The following is a 20,799-nucleotide window of genomic DNA, read 5'->3' as shown; positions in this document are numbered from 1 at the left end:
CTTTTTACCCCATCTGGCTTTTCACAACATAATACATAACGTCTTCCAGCGAGGGGCGTTCCAATTTGAGCTCCGGGTGCATATCCAATCGCTTTAGTCGCTCCCTTTCCATGAATGCTTCAAATCCCAAGGAGGTTTGCTTGATGGCGATAGGACGGTGCTCCTCTACAAGCTCTTTTAGATTTTTGGGGCCTCTGATAATGAAATAATCGTCAAGGATTGTTTCTGTTTCCTTGCTGAATTGAATTTTTCCATCATTAATGAAGGTTATATAATCTGCCACATGCTCCAAATCCGAAATATTATGAGTTGAGAAAAAAATAGCTTTTTCATCGTCCTGAATGACTTCAAGCAATACATCCAGCAATTCTTTTCTGAAAATGGGGTCGAGTCCTGATGTAGGCTCATCCATAATGATCAGTTCTGCATGGTGTGAAAGTGCGACAGCCAGAGCGAACTTCATGGCCGTCCCTTTGGAGAGGGACTTCACAGGCGTGGAAAGAGGCACGCCGAATTTTGTGATGTAGTCATAAAAAGCCTTGTCATCCCAATGATCATAGAACATGGAAATAATTTGTTTGTTCCTCTCTACAGTCAAATCTTCAAAAAATACATTTTGGTCATACACGAAGCCGATGCGTTGTTTCAGGGATTTCATATTTGCTTGGGCGTCGTTATTAAATAATTTGACATGGCCGCTATCAGGATGAGTGAGGCCCATAATACAGCGGATCGTGGTGCTTTTGCCTGCTCCATTAGGGCCTATAAAACCCATAATATAACCTCTTTTGAGAGAGAAGCTGACCCGCTGCAGCTCAAACCTTTTATGCTTCTTGCAAATATCGGTTACCTCCAAAATGTTTTCTTCCTCGTTCAAGATCCATCTTCCTCCTCATAAATAGCCTGCACAAGGTTCTGTAACTCATTAAGTTCAATATTGTACCTTCTGCATTCAGGAATAAGGCGCTTTAATTCTCGGGTAATGGCCTCCAATTGCTTTAACTTCATATTCTCTTTGTCTTGGAAGGCGATAAATGTGCCTTTTCCTAAAACGGTGTTAACGTACCCGGTTCTTTCCAATTCTTCATAAGCGCGTTTAGTAGTAATTACACTAACCTTAAGTTCACTGGCAAGCTTTCTTATAGACGGCAGCTGATCTCCTTCCTTCAGTTTGCCATTTAAGACTTGCGAAATAATTTGCTCAATGATTTGCTCATAAATCGGCTGCTTTAAAGAATATACGATTGAAATGTCCATATCGACCTCTTTGTTATTTTGTATATATACGATATATACACTTTTTAGTTTACGCTTGAAAAATCAAATTGTCCACTGCTTTTAAGCATAATTTTTCCTCTAAAGTAATTTAAACGAAATAATCCCTAATAATTTTAATTAAAAAATTGTATTTAGTTCTATAATTTGTAAAAAATATCATCTGCAAATCTATTGAATTTAGATTCTGCGTAAACTAATATCGAGATAGAAATTACATTTAAAGGAATTACATCAAATTTTATTCTTTTATATAGAAAGGAGGTGAAATAAATATGGTAACTCCAAGCGTTGAACCAAATGGCATTACATGTTGGGGATGTTTGGCGTGTGCGGCATGTACGGTTACGGCATTGACTCTTGTATCTGCACTGAGCGGTCTGAACACAATTGACTAATATTGAAGTTGGAGGACTTATCCCTAAATTCATAGTCGCTTACTTCAATCAGGGATGAGTCCTGGTCATATTATTCCTAATATTTAGAGGAATGGGAGGTTTGGCGATGAAAAACTATATTTCATGGAATAAGAGCCTAAAGCTGAAGAGATACTCGGATCAAATTATCGTAATGGAAGTATATGAGGATTTGGAAAAGAGAAAATGTCATTCATTTTCTTTGAATGCTACGGGCGCAGAAATTATTCGTTCCATCAACGGTACGAGAACTTATGATGAAGTCATTGCGTTATTGTCTGAGAAATATAACGAAAAATATGACGTCGTAGATATGAAAGTAACAGAATTTATAATGAATTTATCTAAGCAGCATGGCATTGACGTGATTTACAGCAGAGCACCGAAACATATTTCATACGAGATCGTGGATGAAAAATCGATGTATCCCAAAGTCGTCACGCTAGAGTTAACCGACCGATGCAATATCAAATGTCTGCATTGTTATGGCGATTACGGAAAAGTCGGGAATCATGATATGAGCCTGGATGATATCAAAAAGGTATTGTTTCAGTTTGAGGAATTAGGCGTTCATACCATTGAATTGACTGGGGGAGAAATTACGATTCATCCTGATCTTAAGGAAATTTTATTGTATACACTAAGCTTAAGGTATGACCAAATTTCTTTTTTGAGCAATGGTATTGCTTTAACGGAAGAGATCATGGACATCATTATACAGAATAAATCCCGTTTTGTTGTTCAAATCGATATTCATAGTTTAGACGATGATTACTTGCATTGGTTTACTAAAGCCCCAAGAACTTTGGATCGAATTAAGCGCAATATAATGAAGCTAGCGGAAAACAATGTGAAGATGAGAACTGCAACAGTCATTACAAGAAGAAACATGAAAGAAATTGAGGAAATCGCAGATTGGGTACATAGCTTAAACATAGAGCACTTTGGCATCTCTCCCGTTCTTTCCTTAGGTAGAGCCATGGGAGCGGATAATGACTTATATTTGACCTCTGAGGATATGGTTTTACTAGAAGAGAAACTGAATATCATTAATAATAAATACAGCAACTTTATATCCATTATCGACAGCAATCGTTCCGAAAGTAAAAATTGCGGTGCTTTGACATCCCACTGCGTGGTTTCATCCCGGGGCGACGTGAAAATTTGTACGATGGATAATTTAAAGTACTTCGATAGCAGTATTGGCAATGTGCTAGAGAAGGACATAAAGACACTTTACCACGAAAATAGAGACTACATTTTAGCCTTTTTCAATATGCCCTCCCCACAACTTGATTCGAGTGAATGCATGAGCTGTCCCAATATATATTACTGCAGTGCCTGTGTGTTAAGAGGACTCATTAAAGCGAAGGAAATAGGAGATAATTGCACATGGTATAAGAACAAGATTCCGGCCTTGATCAAGGAGAAGCTGCTTATTTAGAACGATAGAAGTAAATATTATAAGGCCTTGGAGTGAAATAACATGAAAAAAAAGGAATTCCAATATAGAAATCTCCTTTTTTTATGGCCATATCTAAAGCAATCGAAGTATAAATTTATGGTCGGAATCATAGGCATGGGACTGTCATCTCTGCTGATCACCCCGATTCCTTATTTAATCGGGTATTCCATTGATAATATTATATTAATGAATAAAAGCCATTTCGAATTATTAAAAATTGCTCTTCTAATGGCAGCAATATACATCCTTGGTTATATGGCAAACGTAGGTTACTCCTATGTTTTTTCCAAGGTTCAATATGAGGTTGTTAATAAGGTTAGAGTATCAACCGTAGAATCGGTGATAGATGCTCCCCTAGCCTTCCATAATAAACATGATAAAGGATATATTTTAGGAAGGATCGCGGAGTCTTCAAGTTTAGGCGTATTGTTCTCCCCCTCTTTTTTAGGGACGTTGACCGGCGTCTTTGATTTTATATTCTCGTTGTTCGTGATGTTCAAACTGAGCTCCACGCTTACTTTTACAACCTTAATCATCATTCCGCTTTATTTTATTATTTCCAGGCATGCATCTAAAAAAATATCCGAAAGCACCACTAAAGTGTATGAATCATCTGCTCAATTAAATGGAGAGGTATTCGAGACGTTAAATGGAATAGAAGAGATCAAGCTGCTAGTCGGTAAGAGCACACAGATTCAAAAACTTAACAACAAGCTCGTAAGCATGATTAAGAGTCTGCTCAAGCAAAGTTTGAATTTTGTGTTTTTTGTTCAAAACATCATCTTAAGCAACAACTTGGTTACGACATTCGTTCTATTCATCTCAGGAATTTTAATTTTAAACAATCACCTGACCATAGGGATATATACATCTTTTTCGTTATATTTGTCGAAGCTTCTTTCGACTACTCAAGCCTTTGGCAGTATAGAAGTTACATTAAAGCCGGTGTGCGTAAGCATAAGCAGAATTAAGGGGATACTGGAAACCGAAAAAGAAAATAATGCCGATGCCCGGAAGCTTGAGCAAGGCATCAGCACAATTCGTTTTAATGAAGTAAGCTTTAAATATGAAACCAGCGATGAATGGGTTATCCAAAACATGAACTTTGAGTTTAAAACGGGAGATAGAGTGCTCCTTCGCGGCTTAAACGGTTCAGGAAAAACTACTTTGATCAAACTGATTACGGGCCTGTACAAACCCCTTCATGGACAAATATTAATAAACGAACAAGATTATTCGCTCTTGGATATCGATTCAATAAGAAATCGGATAGGCATAGTTTCCCAAAGTGTCTTTTTATTTAAAGGAACTGTAGCGGATAACATTCTTTATGGACAAAAAGATAAAACAATTGAGGATATTATTATCACAGCCCAGAAATATAACTTAATGGGTCATCTTGAAAAATTCCAAAAAGGATTGAATACGGAGATCTCGCAGAATGGATTTGGCGTGTCAGGAGGACAAACGCAGGTAATCGCGTTTTTAAGAGCAGTTTTGGCCAAAAGGGATATTATCATTTTAGACGAAGCGACATCGAACTTGGATATAGATACGAAAGATCAGATCGCAGGCATTTTAAATGCCGAGCAGCTTTGTAATATTTTAATCATGATTTCGCATCAAACTGATCAATATGAATTTATTAATAAAGTAATCGATTTGGATCAATATAAGCAAACTCTTCTATTGCAAGGATCATGAGACCAAGCGCCAAACGGGTTAATGCAAGGGGGCTGACAATGAGCGGCAGCTTCCTTGTTTTAATTTACTAGATTTAGTGTTGACTTATTTATATAGGGGTGATATGATCTTAGAAGTGACCCAAAAACGGATCACTAGCAATGTTACATACTTCGGGACGTAGCTCAGCTTGGTAGAGCACCTGGTTTGGGACCAGGGGGTCGCATGTTCAAATCGTGTCGTCCCGATATGAACAGGAAGCAGCCATCATTAGATGGTTGCTTTCTTTTTTTGTGCACATGGCATGTTGTATATTTCATAACCCCTCCGGTCACAATAACAGTAAATATTGACTGATAGAAGGGGATACCTGTGAATATCTTCCGTATCAAGAAGCAATTGAGACGTCGTTGGAGAAAGTGGAGACGGGCTATTTGGACCATAGGCGGCTGCGGGTTGGTCACGCTGATGACTTGGCTGGGCCTGCTGTTGTCTAATCAAATGGAACAATTGATGACGAAGGAGCCTATTGCGCTTGAAACGCTGGGCATCCTACAAGAAGCTGCCGTAGGAACAGGGCAGGAAGCTGAACCTGAAGCGGCGAACTGGATCAAACAATTAGAACGAAGCGATCAACCGCGGATCGTACGATTAAACAAAATATATGCTTGTGGACAAGAAAGCTCTGTCCTTGGAACGATGACTCCGAATGAAGTGATCAGATTATCTCACGAAAATCCGGATTGGCAGGGTACTATCGGTGCCGAAGGAGATGTGTGGTTTGAGCAGCGCATCAATGAGTTGTCGGAGACGTGCAAGAGAAATGGGTATTTCGGGATTGATCAGCAGGGAAATCTCAGCTTGTTTGAAGGCCCGCCCGATAAAGAAAAAGTATTAAAAACCTTCTTTCAACTGGATGTAGAGACGATGGAAAGCTCGCTGCCCCCGGACGTCCTACTGCACTTGCATCAGGGAATTCGCATACAAGACGTAGAGGAGTACAACAGCGTGCTGTCAACTTTTAGCGAATTTGCGGCTTTGCCTGCGAGGAAAGTCATGCAACAAAGTGATGAATAAAGCGTATATATTGTCAGGCCAAAGAGGCGTTAATTTAACGTCTCTTTTTTTTGTCGCCAAAAACAAGTTCTACAAAGATTTTCCTCAACAGGATCAATTCTTTTGATATAATAAGTGAATACATATGTTCGGTTATCTGGACATAGGCTTCAGTTCCAATAGAGTTCTCCTATATTAAGGGGAAATCGGAGGCCGCAACAAACATGGGGAGAGATTAAGCTTGCGAATTTTAGGGATTGACCCCGGCATCGCCATCGTCGGTTTCGGCTTTATTGATAAACAAGGCAGCAAATGTATACCTGTACAATATGGCTGCATTCAGACAGAAGCACACACACCAGAAGAGGAAAGGCTTCTTCATGTCTATGAGGGCATGGTTCAGCTCATCGATAAATACCAGCCTGATGCGGTGGCTTTGGAGAAGCTGTTCTTCAACCGCAATGTGACCACCGCGATGTCGGTCAGTCAGGCGAGGGGAGTGCTCGTACTGGCAGCGGCACAGCGGAATCTGCCGATTTCTGAGTATACACCCATGCAAATCAAACAAGCGATCGTTGGGTACGGCAAAGCGGAGAAGAGGCAGGTGCAGGAAATGACGAGAATGTTCTTGAAGCTGCAAGCGATTCCGAAACCGGACGATGTAGCGGATGCGCTGGCCGTGGCGATTTGCCATGCCCATTCTTATACATTAAATTCGAAAATAAACGAGGTACTGAGGTCATGATTGATTTTGTAAGGGGCCAGGTGGCTCATTTGGAAAATGATTATGTCGTGTTGGACGTTCAGGGCATAGGCTATCGCGTTTATTGCCCGAATCCTTATGTTTTTGCCGCTAAAAATGAACAGACGGTTACCGTGTATACTCACCATCACGTACGGGACGATGCTATATTGCTATACGGTTTTCCAACGAGAGAGGAGCAGAAGCTGTTCCGTAAGCTGATCGAAGTGTCAGGAATTGGTCCGCGAGTTGCTCTCGGCATTCTAAGCGGGGGGCATCCGGATCATGTCGTTGCAGCGGTTCAGCAGGAGAATATTACGTTTCTGACGAAGCTCCCGGGGATCGGCAAGAAGACGGCCCAGCGCATGATTCTTGATTTGAAGGATAAGCTTGACGGCTTAGGCGGGCCTTCGTTGTTCGATGAACTGCCGGCGGATCTGGAAGAACTGGATGGGCTGAATCCGGGATGGCCGGAAGCAAGAGAAGGATTGAAGGCGCTTGGTTATACCGATGCAGAGCTTGACCGTGTATGGCAGCAGTTGAAGGATTCGGTCAAACCGACCGAAGAGGTGGATTCGGTCATGAAAAAAGCGCTCAAGCTGCTATATGCAGGCTGATTTTGGGTTAAAGGGGAAGGAGCGAGAAAGCGATGATGGAAGACCGGATCATATCCGCGAACTTAATGATGGAAGAGCAGGCGGTGGAGCTTAGTCTTCGTCCCCGTTATTTAGCGGAATATATCGGACAAAACCGAATCAAGGAAAACTTGAAAATATATATTGAAGCCGCAAAAATGCGCAACGAAGCACTGGATCATGTATTGTTATACGGCCCTCCGGGACTCGGGAAAACGACGCTGGCGAACATTATTGCCAACGAACTTGGCGTCAATTTGCGCACGACCTCAGGGCCGGCGATTGAACGGCCAGGAGATTTAGCTGCGCTTCTAACGAATTTGCAGGAAGGGGACGTCCTATTTATTGATGAAATCCATCGGCTGCATCGGACGGTCGAAGAGGTGCTGTATCCGGCGATGGAGGATTTTGCCCTGGATATCATGATCGGAAAAGGGCCGAGCGCAAGATCCGTGCGGCTGGATCTGCCGCCATTCACCTTAATCGGTGCGACTACAAGAGCCGGGCTGTTGTCGGCGCCGCTGCGGGATCGTTTTGGAGTGATGAACCGACTGGAATTTTACACGGTGGAGGAGCTTAGCTATATCGTCAGCCGGGGGGCTGATATTTTTGGCATCGATATTATAGGTGATGCGGCCGATGAAATCGCGCTGCGCTCTAGGGGAACGCCGCGGATTGCCAACCGCCTCCTGAAGCGGGTTCGAGATTTTGCCCAGGTTCGGGGAGACGGGCACATTACAAACGACATTGCCAAGGAAGCTTTGCAAATGCTGCAGGTTGATCCTATGGGGCTGGATATGATCGACCATAAGATGCTTCGGGCGATGATCACGAACTTTCGAGGCGGTCCTGTCGGACTTGATACGATTGCGGCGACCATCGGGGAAGAGGGTCAGACGATCGAGGACGTGTATGAGCCTTACTTGCTCCAAATTGGTTATTTGCAGCGTACGCCGCGCGGTAGAATGGTAACGCCTGCTGCTTATCAGCATTTAGGCCTGCCGGTGCCTGCAGATTCTTGATAGATTTAGTGAAATAACGGAAGGATTATACGTTAACGAGGAGGATTACGGAGCGTGACTAGACCAAAACCGAGACGAGGACAAAGAAGCAGGACACACAAGTGGGCAGCGGCCATATTAGCCGCAACTTTGCTGGGCGGAATGCTTCAGCTTCCAGCCAGTGCCGATGAGATGCCGGACACGCGCGTGCGCGTAGCGATGTTCCTGGACGCAGGGAGCGCATATAAAGCAACGGTACCAGCCGTGACAATGACCGCGGAATCAGCATGGCAGGCAGGGCCGCAAAGGGGAGACGGCTTAGAGAGTTGGGTGGATTTCAGTCCAGGCGAGACAGCTCGGTTTAGTGTGGAAGGGTTTAAAGTCAAGGCGCTGGAGAGCGCGGATTGGCAAACTGCTTCGGCTGCCATAAAGAAGCTGCAAGCAGGGACAGACAAGCCTGTCGCGATTGCATCGGAGCAAGCCGGCGGCACGGTATATCAAATATATACCGGCCCTTATGCCAGCGCAGAAGATGCACAAGCAGCGGTGGCACGGGTTACTCAGGCGCTTGCAGGACAAATAGGTGATCAACAGCCATCTATACATGGCAGCTATTACTACTCCGCAGGCGTATTCGGAAGCAGAGCGGAAGCAGAAGCCTATCATCAAGCGTTGAACTTGCCTGGAATCGAAGCAAGGGTAGTTCTCGTTGGAGCAAATCAATATGCTGTGTGGGTAGGCGGAGCTGTTAGCGAAGCGGCATTGGCGGGGCTTAAGGCGCAAATTTTGCAGCTTCAGCCTCAATTGAATTTATCGGCGGTCGATGCTCAGGCACCGGCATTAATCGTGTATCGGGACGTTACGGGAGATGCAAATGCGTCAAAGGCCATCGCTCATTATGCGCTCAGCGGCGTGAATGCGAAGCTTGTTGTGCGCGATAGCGAGGATTCCGTCATTCAGGTAACGGAGAGATCAGCCCGCAAATATCGTGGAGATTTCGAGATCAGCTCAGTAAATGGACAGCTAGCTCTCGTGAACGATGTTCCATTGGAGCAATACTTATATTCGGTAGTCGCAGCGGAGGTGCCCAGCTCCTGGCCGCAGGAGTCGTTGAAGGCGCAGGCCGTCGCAGCCCGGAGTTACGCGCTTTTTCACGCAGAAGGGAACAAGTTTAAGGTCGCGGGTCTTGTGGATACGACTTTAAGCCAGGTCTATAATGGTGTAGAAAAAGAAGTGGATAGCATCGTACAAGCTGTTGACAGCACGGCTGGGGAAGTCATAAAATCCAATGGCCGAATTGTTGAAGCGATTTTTTCCTCCAATAGCGGTGGGATGACGGCAGATTCATCGGAAGTATGGAATAATCCGAATTCAACGTTCGGCAGCATGATCAGTGAAGGAGATAAGGCAGCACAGACCGGATTGAAGTCATGGTATCATGTACTGCTTCCTTCGGGAAAAGCGGGCTATGTAAGAGAGGATAATGTGAAGCTGACGGGAGAAGCGACTGCAGCGGGCTTATCTAAAATGACCGTGACGGCAAATGCAACGAATGTGCGCCCGATTCCGATGATTCAAGCGGATGTAAGCCCGGTGGCCCAAATGAATCCTGGGGATCAGGCAGTTGTTCTGAGTATCGTTGATGAATCCAGCTCATATTCATGGATTCGCGGCCCATACAGCTCGGACGAGCTGTTGAAATCTCTGAAAGGCAAGACGGCAACGGAATCCCCCTCGCCCATCCTCAACTTGGAGATTACACAGCGAGGGCCATCTGGCCGGGCAACGCAGATAAAAGCCAACGGGCAAAACCTCGATGTTCGCTACCCGGACTTGTTCCGCTCGGCTTTCGGCGGGCTGCCTAGTACGTTGTTTAATATTGCAGCTACCGGTAGGTATACTGTTCAGAGCGCTGGGGGAACAACGTCTACAGGGACGGCGACCTCTGGAACGCCTGTACTGTCTTCAACGGGCGCAGCTGCCTGGAGCGGGGGCAGTATGGTCGTAATGGGAGCGGATGGAGCCGCTCGAGTGATTGACCAGAGCAATCGATTTCTGTTCGTAGGTCGCGGCAACGGCCATGGCCTCGGATTATCCCAATGGGGAGCCAAGGGAATGGCTGACGCGGGGTATGATTATGCAGCCATATTGCAACACTATTATCAGAACGTCACTATTGTTAAGGAATGATCTTATTACATGAATGTTGACTTATATGATTTTGAATTGCCGGAGGAGCTAATTGCCCAGACTCCGCTTGCGGATCGAAGCGCATCTCGGCTGCTGACTTTAAATAAAATGGATGGGGATATTCAGCACCATATGTTTCCGGAAATTTTAAGCTACTTGCAGCCTGGAGACACGCTTGTATTAAACGATACTCGGGTTATTCCTGCCCGGTTATTCGGTGTAAAGCAGGACACCGGGGCGAAAGCCGAGGTTCTCCTGCTTAAGAATTTAGGCGAGGATCGGTGGGAAGCGTTAGTCAAGCCCGGCAAGAAACTAAAGGCCGGCGCCGTAATCACATTCGGAGATGAGCTGAAGGCAACAATCGAAAGTGAAGGGGATATGGGGGAGCGGGTGCTGTCTTTTTCATACGATGGGATTTTCCATGAAATCCTGGATCGGCTTGGGCAGATGCCGCTGCCTCCATATATTAAAGAAAAATTGGACGATCGCGAGCGTTACCAGACCGTATATTCAAAGCATGAAGGCTCTGCGGCGGCACCGACCGCTGGCCTGCATTTCACCAACGAGCTGCTGGAGCAGGTTCGATCTAAGGGAATAGACATCGCTTTTGTTACATTGCATGTGGGGCTGGGAACCTTTCGCCCGATGTCCGTGGAAAGAGTAGAGGATCATGTTATGCATGAGGAGTATTATATTCTATCCGAGGAGACGGCGAAGCTGCTGAACGCCACGAAAAAGCGTGGAGGCCGGGTCATTGCTGTAGGAACGACCTCCGCCCGCACGCTGGAGACCGTGGCCGGAAAGTGCGGCCATGGCCCGATTACAGCGATGAGCGGCTGGACAGGGATATTTATTTACCCTGGCTACACTTTTAAACTGGTGGATGCGCTGCTTACCAACTTTCACCTGCCTAAGTCTACACTAGTCATGCTTGTCAGCGCACTTGCCGGACGAAAGCAGCTTTTGAATGCATACCGGGAAGCCGTTGAGCAGAAATATCGCTTCTTCAGCTTCGGGGATGCTATGTTTATTTATTAAGAAGGATGGTTGATGATATTGGCAGCAGCAATTACCTATGAACACATTAAGACGTGCAAGCAGTCCGGGGCAAGACTTGGACGGGTGCATACGCCGCACGGCATTATCGAGACGCCGATTTTTATGCCGGTAGGTACGCTGGCAACGGTTAAAACGATGAGTCCGGAAGAGCTGAAGGATATGAATGCCCAAATTATTTTGAGCAATACGTATCATTTATTTCTAAGACCTGGACACGAGATCATACGTGAGGCGGGCGGATTGCACAAGTTCATGAACTGGGATCGCCCGATTTTGACCGATAGCGGCGGCTTTCAGGTATTCTCATTAAGTGAGATGCGAAAAATTACAGAAGAAGGTGTACATTTCCGCTCGCATCTGAATGGGGACAAGCTGTTCCTATCCCCTGAGGTAGCCATGGAAATCCAGAATGCGTTAGGTTCTGACATTATGATGGCCTTTGACGAATGCGCGCCTTATCCGGCCGAATATGAGTATGTGAAAAAGTCGCTCGAACGCACAAGCCGCTGGGCGGAGCGCTGCTTGAAAAGCCATGCCCGCCCAGATGATCAAGGATTGTTTGGTATCGTTCAGGGAGGCATGTTCGAAGACTTGCGGAAACAGAGCGCGAAGGATTTGACTTCCCTAGATTTTCCGGGGTATGCTATTGGTGGACTGAGTGTAGGTGAGCCTAAGCATTTGATGTATGAAGTGCTCGACTATACTGTGCCTCTGCTGCCTGCGGACAAGCCCCGTTATTTAATGGGTGTAGGTTCGCCGGATGCATTGATTGAAGGCTCCATCCGAGGAGTCGATATGTTCGATTGCGTGCTGCCTACAAGGATAGCCCGCAATGGTACAACGATGACAAGTCAGGGCAGATTAGTGGTGCGTAACGCTCAATATGCTAAGGATTTTGGGCCGCTCGATCCGGAGTGCGATTGCTATACATGCCGCAATTACTCCCGAGCTTATTTGCGGCACCTGATCAAGAGTGATGAGACATTCGGTCTTCGGCTGACTACATATCACAACCTGCATTTCTTAATTGATCTGATGCGTCAAGTTCGTCAGGCGATTATGGATGACAGGCTGCTCGACTTCCGGGATGAGTTCTTCGAGCGGTATGGTTTGTTTGGCAACGACAAAGGATTCTAAGAAGAGAAATACTCAGCGAAAGGGGGATTTATATGTTTCATTATGCAGCAACGGCAGCTCCGGCTGCGGGAAATCCAATCATTACTTTGGTTGTTCCGTTCGCTATCATGTTTGTCGTGTTCTACTTTCTGTTGATTCGTCCTCAGAAGAAGAAGCAGCAATCTCGTAACGAAATGCTCAAGGCGCTCCAGAAAGGGGACAAAATCGTCACAATCGGCGGTCTGCATGGTACGATCGTCACGTTGACGGATGATACCGTCGTGCTTCTTGTGAATGATGCCACCAAATTGACGTTTGAACGTAACGCGATTAGCCATAGCGTAAATACGGATAAAGCTTCTGAATCCAAGTAATGAAGCGAAGCAGAATCTAAATGCAAGAAGAGCCTGAAGGTAGTCCTGCATAAGACAGTATAAGAAAAATATATTGTTTATGGGTGACTGCCAAGTAAAATGTCTGAAAACAAGGTATCGTTTAATTGAAACGATGCCTTGTTTTACTTTGTAGAAAAACTAAAAGATGGGGGTACATACGGGACTTCGGGACAAGTTGGCCATCACTTTTAGATTTTATTTACCGATTGACAGCATGGCCGCCTTTGCAGCATGAATCTGAGTTGTGTCAAACACAGGCAATTCGGTGTCCTTTTGCCCAATGAGCAGACCGATTTCCGTACAGCCGAGAATCACTCCCTGCGCACCTCGCTTTGAGAGGGCATCAATAATGCGAAGATATTTTGCTTTTGAGCTTTCAGAAATAATGCCTAAAACCAACTCATTATAGATAATATCATTTACCGCTTCAATTCCTTGCTCATCGGGAATAAGAACCTCAATTCCAGCACTTATCAGCTTGTCCTTATAAAAATCCTGTGTCATGGTGTACTTTGTCCCGAGCAATGCGACTTTGGAAACATTTTGTTGCTTTAATTCATCTGCTGTTGCTTCCGCAATGTGGATGATGGGGATACCGATTCTGTTTTGAATCTGCGGGGCTACCTTGTGCATGGTGTTGGTGCAAATCACAATAAAATCTGCCCCGGCATTTTCTAAGTTTAGTGCCGCTGCTGACAAAATATCCGCACTTTTATCCCAATCGCCCTCTGCTTGACATTTTTCAATTTCGGCAAAATCCACGCTGTAAAGCAATACCTTGGCGGAATGCAATCCACCCAATTCTCGCTTCACGATTTCATTCACAGCCTGATAATAAGTGACCGTACTTTCCCAACTCATACCGCCGAGCATACCGATTGTTTTCAATTTCACTTCCTCCTTTTTGGGTTCTCTAACTATTTTCTATAACAGCTTCATGTAATGCTTTGATGCCCTCTTGAATCTGCTCATGGCTCAAATGTCCATAGCCCAAAAGCAGTTTATCCTTGTGAGTATCTTTCGTAGGACAATACCGAGTTACAGTGGATATTCGGATACCGGTTTTTTTGCACTTGTCTATAAACTGTTCCCCAAACTCCATACCCGGAAATTGGAGAGCAATATGCAGACCGGAAGCATCGCCCCAAGGCTCAACCGCACCGCCAAACCTATCCTCGATAGAACGTAGTAGAATTTCTCTTTTTTCACCATATATCTTACGCATACGCCCAATATGCTTATCCATCTTCCGTGTGTTCAGGAATTTGGCGAGTGCAATCTGCTCCAAAATCGGATTCTGCACATCCATGTAGTTGCGATAATGCCGCCACTTCTTCTGTAGTTGCTTGGGCAGTATCACAAACCCGATACGCAACGCAGGAAACAGGGTTTTACTGAAAGTTCCCACATAAACCACATGAGAGGAATCCATCGAATAAATCGGACTGACAGGCGACCCGGAATAACGGAACTCGCTGTCATAATCATCTTCAATGATGTAAAAGTCCTTTTCGATTGCATAGCGAACGAGTGTTGCCCTTCGTCCGGCAGGGAGAATACCGCCCAATGGAAACTGGTGTGAGGGCGTGACATAGACCGCCGAAATATCCTTGCCTTTGATCGTAGAAGTATCCGCTCCTTGGTTGTCCACCGGAAGCCAGTCCACGGGATGCCCTCGATCAGAAACAACGGTTCTCATGCCCTGATGCGAAGGATTTTCCAGTACAAACGCATGGTTGTCCTTATGCAGTATCTCTACAAGTAAATGGAGTGCTTCTGTTGCGCCCGATGTAATGAACACATCTTCGGAACTGACCTCCATACTTCTGCTGCGTAGTAGCCAATGGGCAATTTCCTCGCAAAGAGGTTCATAGCCTTTTGGTCCGCTGTATTCCAAAAGCGAGGTTGTCATGGTACTGGCGGCTTCATGCACCAGTCTACTCCAAACTTGGCGAGGAAACAGGGATAAATCAGGCTGTCCCGTTTTGAAGTCCCATAGAATTGGTGTCGGCTCTGCTTTCTGCTCCGTAGGAATCGCAATTTTTTCCGTCTTGAGATGAAGTCCTTCCGCAACACGGGTCGGCGCACCTTGACGGCTGACAATGAAGCCCTCGGCCAAAAGCATATCGTATGCTTCACAGACTGTATTTCGGGAAACACAGAGTCCCTTTGCAAGCTCCCGTGTTGATGGCAAGGCCTCGCTCTGTGAAAGCTGCCCTGCCAATATGCGCTGCTTCATTGATAAGAAAATCTGACGGGCTAAACCAATTTCATCTTTGTGACGTAGCTCAATACCCCACATGAGATACCACCTCCCAACTGGCTCTGTAAAAACACCTCTGAACTGGCTCTTATAACATTCCAGTTTATGCGATAGAATGATAGGCGAAACAAACTGGTTTGTCAATACAGAGGTGGAGAATGAAAAATATCGCAGGGAAAATTTATTTGCTATGTGCATTTGCGTTGGCCGGGACGTCTGTGGTGACAGGATATATCCTTTCCGAAAAGCTAAGCCGCTTTACCATCACCGCTGTCAGCTTAGGTATTGTAATTTTGTGCTTATCTCCGTTTTATGGGGTGAAAACCGTTAAAACGATCCGCCTGTTAAAAAGAAGCGATTGGAAATTGCTTGTTCTGCAAGCCCTCTTTGGAATCTTCCTGTTTCGATTGTTTCTGCTCTTGGGCGTAAACCTGACAAGCACCGTAGAGGCCGGAATACTGACCGGGACAACCCCTGCAATCACCGCTATTTTGGCTTTCCTTATACTTAGGGAGAAGCCCACAGGCGGGACTGCTCTTGGCATTGCCTGCACCGTTTCTGGCATCGTGCTATTGCAGGGAACGAGTTTGCGTTCTATTGGGCTTTCATCACAGAACTTTTTAGGGAATGTGTTCATGCTCTGTACGGCGGCAAGCGAATCCACCTTTAACATCATTTCAAGGAAACACAGGACAATAAACCAAGACCAATCGGATGTGCAAATCCATCCTGTGGTGCAAACGCTGATTGTATCGACAATCGCTTTCGGCCTATCCCTTGTTCCAGCATTTGCAGAACAGCCCTTTGCGGCTTTACAGACGATTGGAATGACCGAATGGATCGCCTTGGTTTGGTATGGACTGGTCGTAACCGCATTGGCTTTCGTATGTTTCTACGCAGGGGTCAAACGCTGTGATGCCTACACAACCGCCGCTTTTTCGGGAATGATTCCTTTGACTTCTTTGCTGTTATCCATCATCTTCTTGAGAGAAGCAGTAGGCTTATCGCAATGGGTAGGAGGATTATTGATTATTTCCAGTATGCTGATGATTGGAAATAGAAACGCGGCAGTCACATCAGCAGATAACCAATAAACTATAAAATTTTGGAGGGTATTATGTTTTCAATCGACAACAATATTCTGGCTTCTTATCCCAGCACAAAAATGGGGATTTTGGTCATGCGGGGAGTTTCTTATTCCGGCTCATGCAAGGAGTCGGAAATAACAGCGGTCATTGATGGCTTACATCAAAAATATGGACATTTGGACAGAGCGGCATTAAAGGAACTTCATCCTATCGGGGCTTATGTTGCCTATTACAAGAAGTTTGGCAGCAGCTACCATCTGTTATCGCAACTGGAGTCCATGCTGAAAGGGAAAAAGTCCGTACATTCCGAATCGGGGCTATTACAGGCCATGTTTCTTTCAGAGCTTGACGGTATGTTACTTACAGCCGGTCATGACTTATCTAAATTGCAATTACCGTTGCAATTAAAAATCGCTACTGGTGCAGAGGTCTATCAGTCCATTTCCGGCAGAGAAGTCACCGCAGTGCAGAACGATATGATGCTGTGCGACCAGACCGGTACAATATCCAGTATTCTAAGAGGCCCCGACTACAGAAGCCGTATCACCGAAGCTACTACAGATGTTCTGTTTTCTATTTATGCGCCACCGGGTATCGAAGCGGATTATATTGAAAAGAACCTTAATAAGTTGGAAAACCGTATTAGAAGTTTATCTCCCTCTGCAAAAACGGAGCTGTTGCAGATTTTTAGCTAAAACCCTCAGCTCATACCAATGATAGCAAAACGGCTCAACGGAAAACCGTTGTGTTGGCGGCTGGATAGGTGCATTCCCCAAAATTAGAGATAGCCAACCGGCCTGTGCCGATTGCGGGGAAAAACTCTACTACTGTACCAGCAAAAGTTTTGAAACTCGGCAAGATCATTTTGTCTGCCTCCACTTCACGAAAAAAGGGCAAAGAGGTTTGCCCAACGCACTTTATTCGTGCGGTTATTCTGGAAGAAATGGTACTCTGGCATTTGCAGTATGTCACCAGTTTTGTAACGGCGTATGAGGATATTTTTCGAGAGAAGATGAACGCAAAGCATACCGTAGACCGCAAGAAGCAAGTCATGCTTCGGCGTAAACAGATTGCACAGGCAGAGCGAGAGCGGCGTATTGCTGAATTATCCAAGCTGTTCAAGCGTATGTATGAGGACAACGTAAACGGAAAATTGAGTGATATTCGCTTTGAGGAATTATCCGCTGATTATGAAGCGGAACAGACCGATTTGGAAAGCAAGCTGGAGCAATGGCAAGCGGAACTGGACGAACAGGAACAGCACGCCGATGATGTGGAGTGGTTTATCTGCAAGTGTAAGCAGTACACGGATTTGACGGAACTGAATAACCCGATACATGAAGAAATGGCGTAGCTTTTTACGCTACGCCACACTTCATTCAAATGCTGTTTTACTGAGGACCGCCTGATGCAGGCTCTTTTTTTTTCCCGGAGAAGTTCTTCATTTTTTCTTGTGCAAATTAACTCCAAACATGCCGCCCACAGCACCGATCAATATAGCGGGAAGCAGCAAGGTGAAACCGCTTAGTCTTGGAGAGTTGTCTAAAGCGAGAAAGCTGATGCCTAAAATCAGAATGGCGTAAAATAATCCGGTTAGAGAGCCTTGGTACCACCCCTTTTGCCCCGCGCGCTTTCCTGAGGTAAGTCCTCCGCATAATAGAGCTGCTGCATGAACGGTGTAAATAGGCCACGTAAGACTATGCTCCTCCAGCGCGCCCGACTGAAGCAGCAGAGACAAGATAAGGGCTCCGATCATCATCCATAAGAAAGCATACCATATGCCGGAAAGAGTGGGATGTGAAAGCCGAATTGACGCCAAACTTCGGAAGAAATCCATGACTCGTTCCTCCTATTCATTTAATAACACCATTGTATGGTCAAGCCTACAGGTTTAGTACATGTTTAAGGATAGCTGCAAGCAATATTGCCTATAAGGAATAAAATGTATAAAATAACCGTATTTTAAGCCATTTGAGATTTGCATGGTTATCCGCCCAGAAGGCCAGAATATCTGTACGATGTTTTGTCCGAAACAAACTAAATGTGATGGAGGTAACCAATTTGACTGCTCATCTCATTTCACTTGTACTTCGAACGATGCTGATGTATTTTACGGCATTTGCTGTCATGCGTATTATGGGGAAAAGAGAGATTGGGGAGCTGTCGATATTCGATTTGGTCATTTCAATCATGATAGCCGAAATCGCGGTATTTGCGATCGAGGATATGGAGCGTCCCCTGTATGATGGATTTGTTCCTATGATTACTTTGCTGCTTATACAAATCGTAATCGCTTTGCTGTCATTGCGCAGCCGCAGCATACGTTTTCTGTTTGACGGCAAGCCGAGCGTAATCATACAGAATGGCCAGATCAACCGGGAAGAAATGAAAAGACAGCGGTATAATCTTGACGATCTGATGATGCAATTGCGTGCCAATAATATTGACAACGTGGCCGACGTAGAATTCGCCGTGCTGGAGACTAGCGGCCAATTGAGCGTTATGTCTAAAAGCCCGGAAGGCAGCAGCAGAGGCAGTGCCGAGGACAGAAGCGTGCCCCAAACCAGCAATTCATCCGTTATTCCCAAAATCAGGTATGAGGAAATTCCGTTGTCGCTTATTATGGATGGCAAGGTGCAGGATTACAACTTGGAGCAGATCGGTAAAACGAGATTTTGGCTAAAGAATCAAATTCAAGCTAGAGGAGTAAAAGATTTTAAGGAAATCTTTTTTTGTTCCATCGATCATCAAGGAAAGCTGTACATCAATTTAATGCAGGATAAATAGTTAGCGGAACCATTTGCGAAGCAGTGGAAGCCGGCGAAGATCGTGAAGGTCGATCAGCCCCATTATTCCTGATAGTACGATATACAACACTCCTGAGATGGCGATAGAGGCCATCAATTGGATTCCAGGTAGCAGGCTGATGGATAGCTCATGATAAATATAAGCGGCTGCTCCGGCCATAATGATCATGGCGCAAATGACCTTAAGGATATCCAGATAAGGAATGCGATAACGGAGCGCCCTTGAGACGCTATAGCCATGGAGGAGAGTCACGATGGCAAAATTGGCAATAATGGCGATAATCGCGCCATAAATCCCAAGGCTTGGATTAGAGGCTAAATAAAATATAAGCGAGATTTTGATGATTGCACCGATCAATGTATTAAGCAGGGCTCGCCCCGGCTTATCCAGTGCCTGCAAAGCTGCCTGTAAGGGAGACTGAGCATAAAGGAACAGGGCGAACGGAGCCATAATTTTGAGCATACCGGCGATATCCGCATTGTTATAAATAAGCAGGCATAAAGGTTCGGCCAGAACATACATAATCGCCGCGAAGGGGCCGCCCGTAACGAGAGCCAGCCTCAGTGACTGATGCAGCCGCAGATGAATTGTTCGCATATCCCCACGCGCCTGAGCCTCGGCTAGTGAAGGAACGAGAGACACGGCAAGAGAGGAAGTCAGTGCTCCAGGCAGCAGCAGCAATGGAATAATCATGCCTTGAAGAGCTCCATATTGAGCTGTGGCAATGGCGGTGGTAATGCCGGCGATGGCCAGGCTTTGAGCCGTGGTGATGGACTCCAGCAAATACGATAGAGAGCCGACGAGTCGCCCACCCGTAACCGGAATGGCTATTCGGAGAATGCGCTTCAGATTGAAGGCAAACCATTTTCCTGAACCTGTTCCTGAGCCAGGATCTGCATCTGGGTGCTTCGCTTCCTCTCCATGCGGGCCTAAGGCTGGAATCCCAGCCTCTCTAATCCGAGAGCGCCAGTAATGCCATAAGATTACCGCCATACCCACCACTTCACCGGCAGCTACGCCAAGCATTGCTCCGGCAGCTCCATATGCAACGCCCATAGGAAGCATTAAATAAGAGAACCAAAGCACGCATGCGATTCGAGCCAATGTTTCCAGGATTGACGAGGACGCAGAAGGAATCATGTTCTGCTTGCCCTGAAAATATCCGCGAAAAACAGAGGAGACTGCTACAATAACGATCATAGGACTCATGGCGAGGAAGGTATGATATACCCGGGAATCCGGCAAGACATAGCGGCTGATCCACGGCGCACCGAAGAGACTGGCGATGGTAAAGATAAATCCGGCACCCGTTGTAAAAATAAGGCTCGTCCGAAGTATCGCTGTTGAACGGCCTGGCTGGCCGGAAGACTCTGCCTCCGCAATCAGCTTAGCGACGGCAAGAGGAATACCACCGGTAATAATCGTAACAAGGACGAGGAAGAAAGGATATCCCAACTGATAGAGACCCACCCCTTCGGCACCGATAATTCGGGGAAGAAGGATGCGGGGGATAAAGCCGAGAATACGATTGACAATGCCAGCAACGAGCAGGATCATCGTCCCTTGGATAAAGGTTTGTTTATTCAAAATGATTCCCTCTTTCCCGG

The 20,799-nt window shown here is 45.7% G+C and carries 20 protein-coding genes and 1 tRNA gene; 15 read left to right on the top strand and 6 right to left on the bottom strand.

All coding sequences use genetic code 11. The annotated features are described in order from the left end of the window. Positions 1–4 precede the first annotated feature (4 nt). Together ACE3MQ_RS16220 and ACE3MQ_RS16215 are read right to left on the bottom strand one after the other, a co-directional pair. Positions 5–877 (bottom strand): ABC transporter ATP-binding protein, encoded by an 873-nt coding sequence (locus ACE3MQ_RS16220; protein WP_379394454.1) that lies wholly within the window; start codon positions 875–877, stop codon positions 5–7. Beyond that, a complete protein-coding gene (locus ACE3MQ_RS16215; protein ID WP_379394452.1) occupies positions 874–1,257 on the bottom strand; it encodes a GntR family transcriptional regulator in 384 nt (127 codons plus the stop codon). Before ACE3MQ_RS16215 ends, ACE3MQ_RS16220 begins: the two co-directional genes overlap by 4 nt. A gap of 522 nt (positions 1,258–1,779) precedes the next feature. Here ACE3MQ_RS16215 and ACE3MQ_RS16210 point away from each other — a divergent pair. The 11 genes from ACE3MQ_RS16210 (at position 1,780) to yajC (ending at position 13,012) form a co-directional block, all read left to right on the top strand. Then, positions 1,780–3,135, top strand: a complete 1,356-nt coding sequence (locus ACE3MQ_RS16210) for a PqqD family peptide modification chaperone (RefSeq protein ID WP_379394450.1) — start codon at positions 1,780–1,782, stop codon at positions 3,133–3,135. A 42-nt stretch (positions 3,136–3,177) separates the two neighbouring features. Then, on the top strand, positions 3,178–4,860 hold the full coding sequence (locus ACE3MQ_RS16205; RefSeq protein WP_379394448.1) for an ABC transporter ATP-binding protein: 1,683 nt from the start codon (positions 3,178–3,180) through the stop codon (positions 4,858–4,860). Positions 4,861–5,013: 153 nt separating this feature from the next. Further along, positions 5,014–5,087: transfer RNA gene (locus tag ACE3MQ_RS16200), tRNA-Pro, on the top strand. Between the two features lie 124 nt (positions 5,088–5,211). Then, positions 5,212–5,916 carry a BofC C-terminal domain-containing protein gene (locus ACE3MQ_RS16195; RefSeq protein WP_379394446.1) on the top strand — a complete coding sequence of 235 codons (705 nt, stop codon included), beginning with the start codon at positions 5,212–5,214 and terminating at the stop codon, positions 5,914–5,916. A 220-nt stretch (positions 5,917–6,136) separates the two neighbouring features. After that, complete coding sequence (gene ruvC, locus ACE3MQ_RS16190) at positions 6,137–6,640, top strand: crossover junction endodeoxyribonuclease RuvC (RefSeq protein ID WP_379394444.1); 504 nt, start codon at positions 6,137–6,139, stop codon at positions 6,638–6,640. Next, a complete protein-coding gene (ruvA, locus tag ACE3MQ_RS16185; RefSeq protein ID WP_379394442.1) occupies positions 6,637–7,254 on the top strand; it encodes a Holliday junction branch migration protein RuvA in 618 nt (205 codons plus the stop codon). Before ruvC ends, ruvA begins: the two co-directional genes overlap by 4 nt. A gap of 35 nt (positions 7,255–7,289) precedes the next feature. Continuing rightward, positions 7,290–8,294 carry a Holliday junction branch migration DNA helicase RuvB gene (ruvB, locus tag ACE3MQ_RS16180; RefSeq protein ID WP_379394599.1) on the top strand — a complete coding sequence of 335 codons (1,005 nt, stop codon included), beginning with the start codon at positions 7,290–7,292 and terminating at the stop codon, positions 8,292–8,294. Positions 8,295–8,348: 54 nt separating this feature from the next. Beyond that, positions 8,349–10,463: a SpoIID/LytB domain-containing protein gene (locus ACE3MQ_RS16175; protein WP_379394440.1), complete on the top strand. Its 2,115-nt coding sequence runs from the start codon at positions 8,349–8,351 to the stop codon at positions 10,461–10,463. Positions 10,464–10,472: 9 nt separating this feature from the next. Continuing rightward, a complete protein-coding gene (gene queA, locus ACE3MQ_RS16170; protein ID WP_379394438.1) occupies positions 10,473–11,501 on the top strand; it encodes a tRNA preQ1(34) S-adenosylmethionine ribosyltransferase-isomerase QueA in 1,029 nt (342 codons plus the stop codon). Positions 11,502–11,519: 18 nt separating this feature from the next. Further along, positions 11,520–12,659 carry a tRNA guanosine(34) transglycosylase Tgt gene (tgt, locus tag ACE3MQ_RS16165; protein WP_379394597.1) on the top strand — a complete coding sequence of 380 codons (1,140 nt, stop codon included), beginning with the start codon at positions 11,520–11,522 and terminating at the stop codon, positions 12,657–12,659. A gap of 32 nt (positions 12,660–12,691) precedes the next feature. Further along, positions 12,692–13,012 (top strand): preprotein translocase subunit YajC, encoded by a 321-nt coding sequence (gene yajC, locus ACE3MQ_RS16160; RefSeq protein ID WP_379394436.1) that lies wholly within the window; start codon positions 12,692–12,694, stop codon positions 13,010–13,012. Between the two features lie 216 nt (positions 13,013–13,228). On the opposite strand, the gene ACE3MQ_RS16155 is transcribed toward yajC, so the two are convergent. Together ACE3MQ_RS16155 and pdxR are read right to left on the bottom strand one after the other, a co-directional pair. Beyond that, complete coding sequence (locus ACE3MQ_RS16155) at positions 13,229–13,921, bottom strand: aspartate/glutamate racemase family protein (RefSeq protein ID WP_379394434.1); 693 nt, start codon at positions 13,919–13,921, stop codon at positions 13,229–13,231. A gap of 25 nt (positions 13,922–13,946) precedes the next feature. Then, positions 13,947–15,335 (bottom strand): MocR-like pyridoxine biosynthesis transcription factor PdxR, encoded by a 1,389-nt coding sequence (gene pdxR, locus ACE3MQ_RS16150; protein WP_379394432.1) that lies wholly within the window; start codon positions 15,333–15,335, stop codon positions 13,947–13,949. Positions 15,336–15,454: 119 nt separating this feature from the next. Between pdxR and ACE3MQ_RS16145 the strand changes: the two genes are divergently transcribed. From ACE3MQ_RS16145 to ACE3MQ_RS16135, 3 genes are all read left to right on the top strand, one after another. Continuing rightward, positions 15,455–16,390 carry a DMT family transporter gene (locus tag ACE3MQ_RS16145; protein ID WP_379394430.1) on the top strand — a complete coding sequence of 312 codons (936 nt, stop codon included), beginning with the start codon at positions 15,455–15,457 and terminating at the stop codon, positions 16,388–16,390. Positions 16,391–16,413: 23 nt separating this feature from the next. Beyond that, the gene (locus ACE3MQ_RS16140; RefSeq protein WP_379394428.1) at positions 16,414–17,079 is read left to right on the top strand and encodes a hypothetical protein; all 666 of its coding nucleotides are present in this window, start codon (positions 16,414–16,416) and stop codon (positions 17,077–17,079) included. A gap of 68 nt (positions 17,080–17,147) precedes the next feature. Continuing rightward, entirely contained in the window at positions 17,148–17,738 is a 591-nt protein-coding gene (locus ACE3MQ_RS16135; protein ID WP_379394426.1) for a hypothetical protein, read from the top strand. Positions 17,739–17,825: 87 nt separating this feature from the next. Here ACE3MQ_RS16135 and ACE3MQ_RS16130 read toward each other — a convergent pair whose 3' ends face one another. Next, positions 17,826–18,221, bottom strand: coding sequence for a TIGR04086 family membrane protein (locus tag ACE3MQ_RS16130; protein ID WP_379394424.1), 396 nt, complete (start codon positions 18,219–18,221; stop codon positions 17,826–17,828). Between the two features lie 224 nt (positions 18,222–18,445). Between ACE3MQ_RS16130 and ACE3MQ_RS16125 the strand changes: the two genes are divergently transcribed. Then, positions 18,446–19,171: a YetF domain-containing protein gene (locus ACE3MQ_RS16125; RefSeq protein ID WP_379394422.1), complete on the top strand. Its 726-nt coding sequence runs from the start codon at positions 18,446–18,448 to the stop codon at positions 19,169–19,171. Here the strand turns inward: ACE3MQ_RS16125 and ACE3MQ_RS16120 are convergent, their stop codons facing one another. After that, positions 19,172–20,779 (bottom strand): putative polysaccharide biosynthesis protein, encoded by a 1,608-nt coding sequence (locus tag ACE3MQ_RS16120; RefSeq protein ID WP_379394420.1) that lies wholly within the window; start codon positions 20,777–20,779, stop codon positions 19,172–19,174. Positions 20,780–20,799 lie beyond the last annotated feature (20 nt).

The sequence above is a fragment of the Paenibacillus lentus genome (assembly GCF_042714055.1).
Lineage (GTDB): Bacteria > Bacillota > Bacilli > Paenibacillales > Paenibacillaceae > Fontibacillus > Fontibacillus lentus_A.
This window is presented reverse-complemented; position numbering and strand designations above follow the sequence as displayed.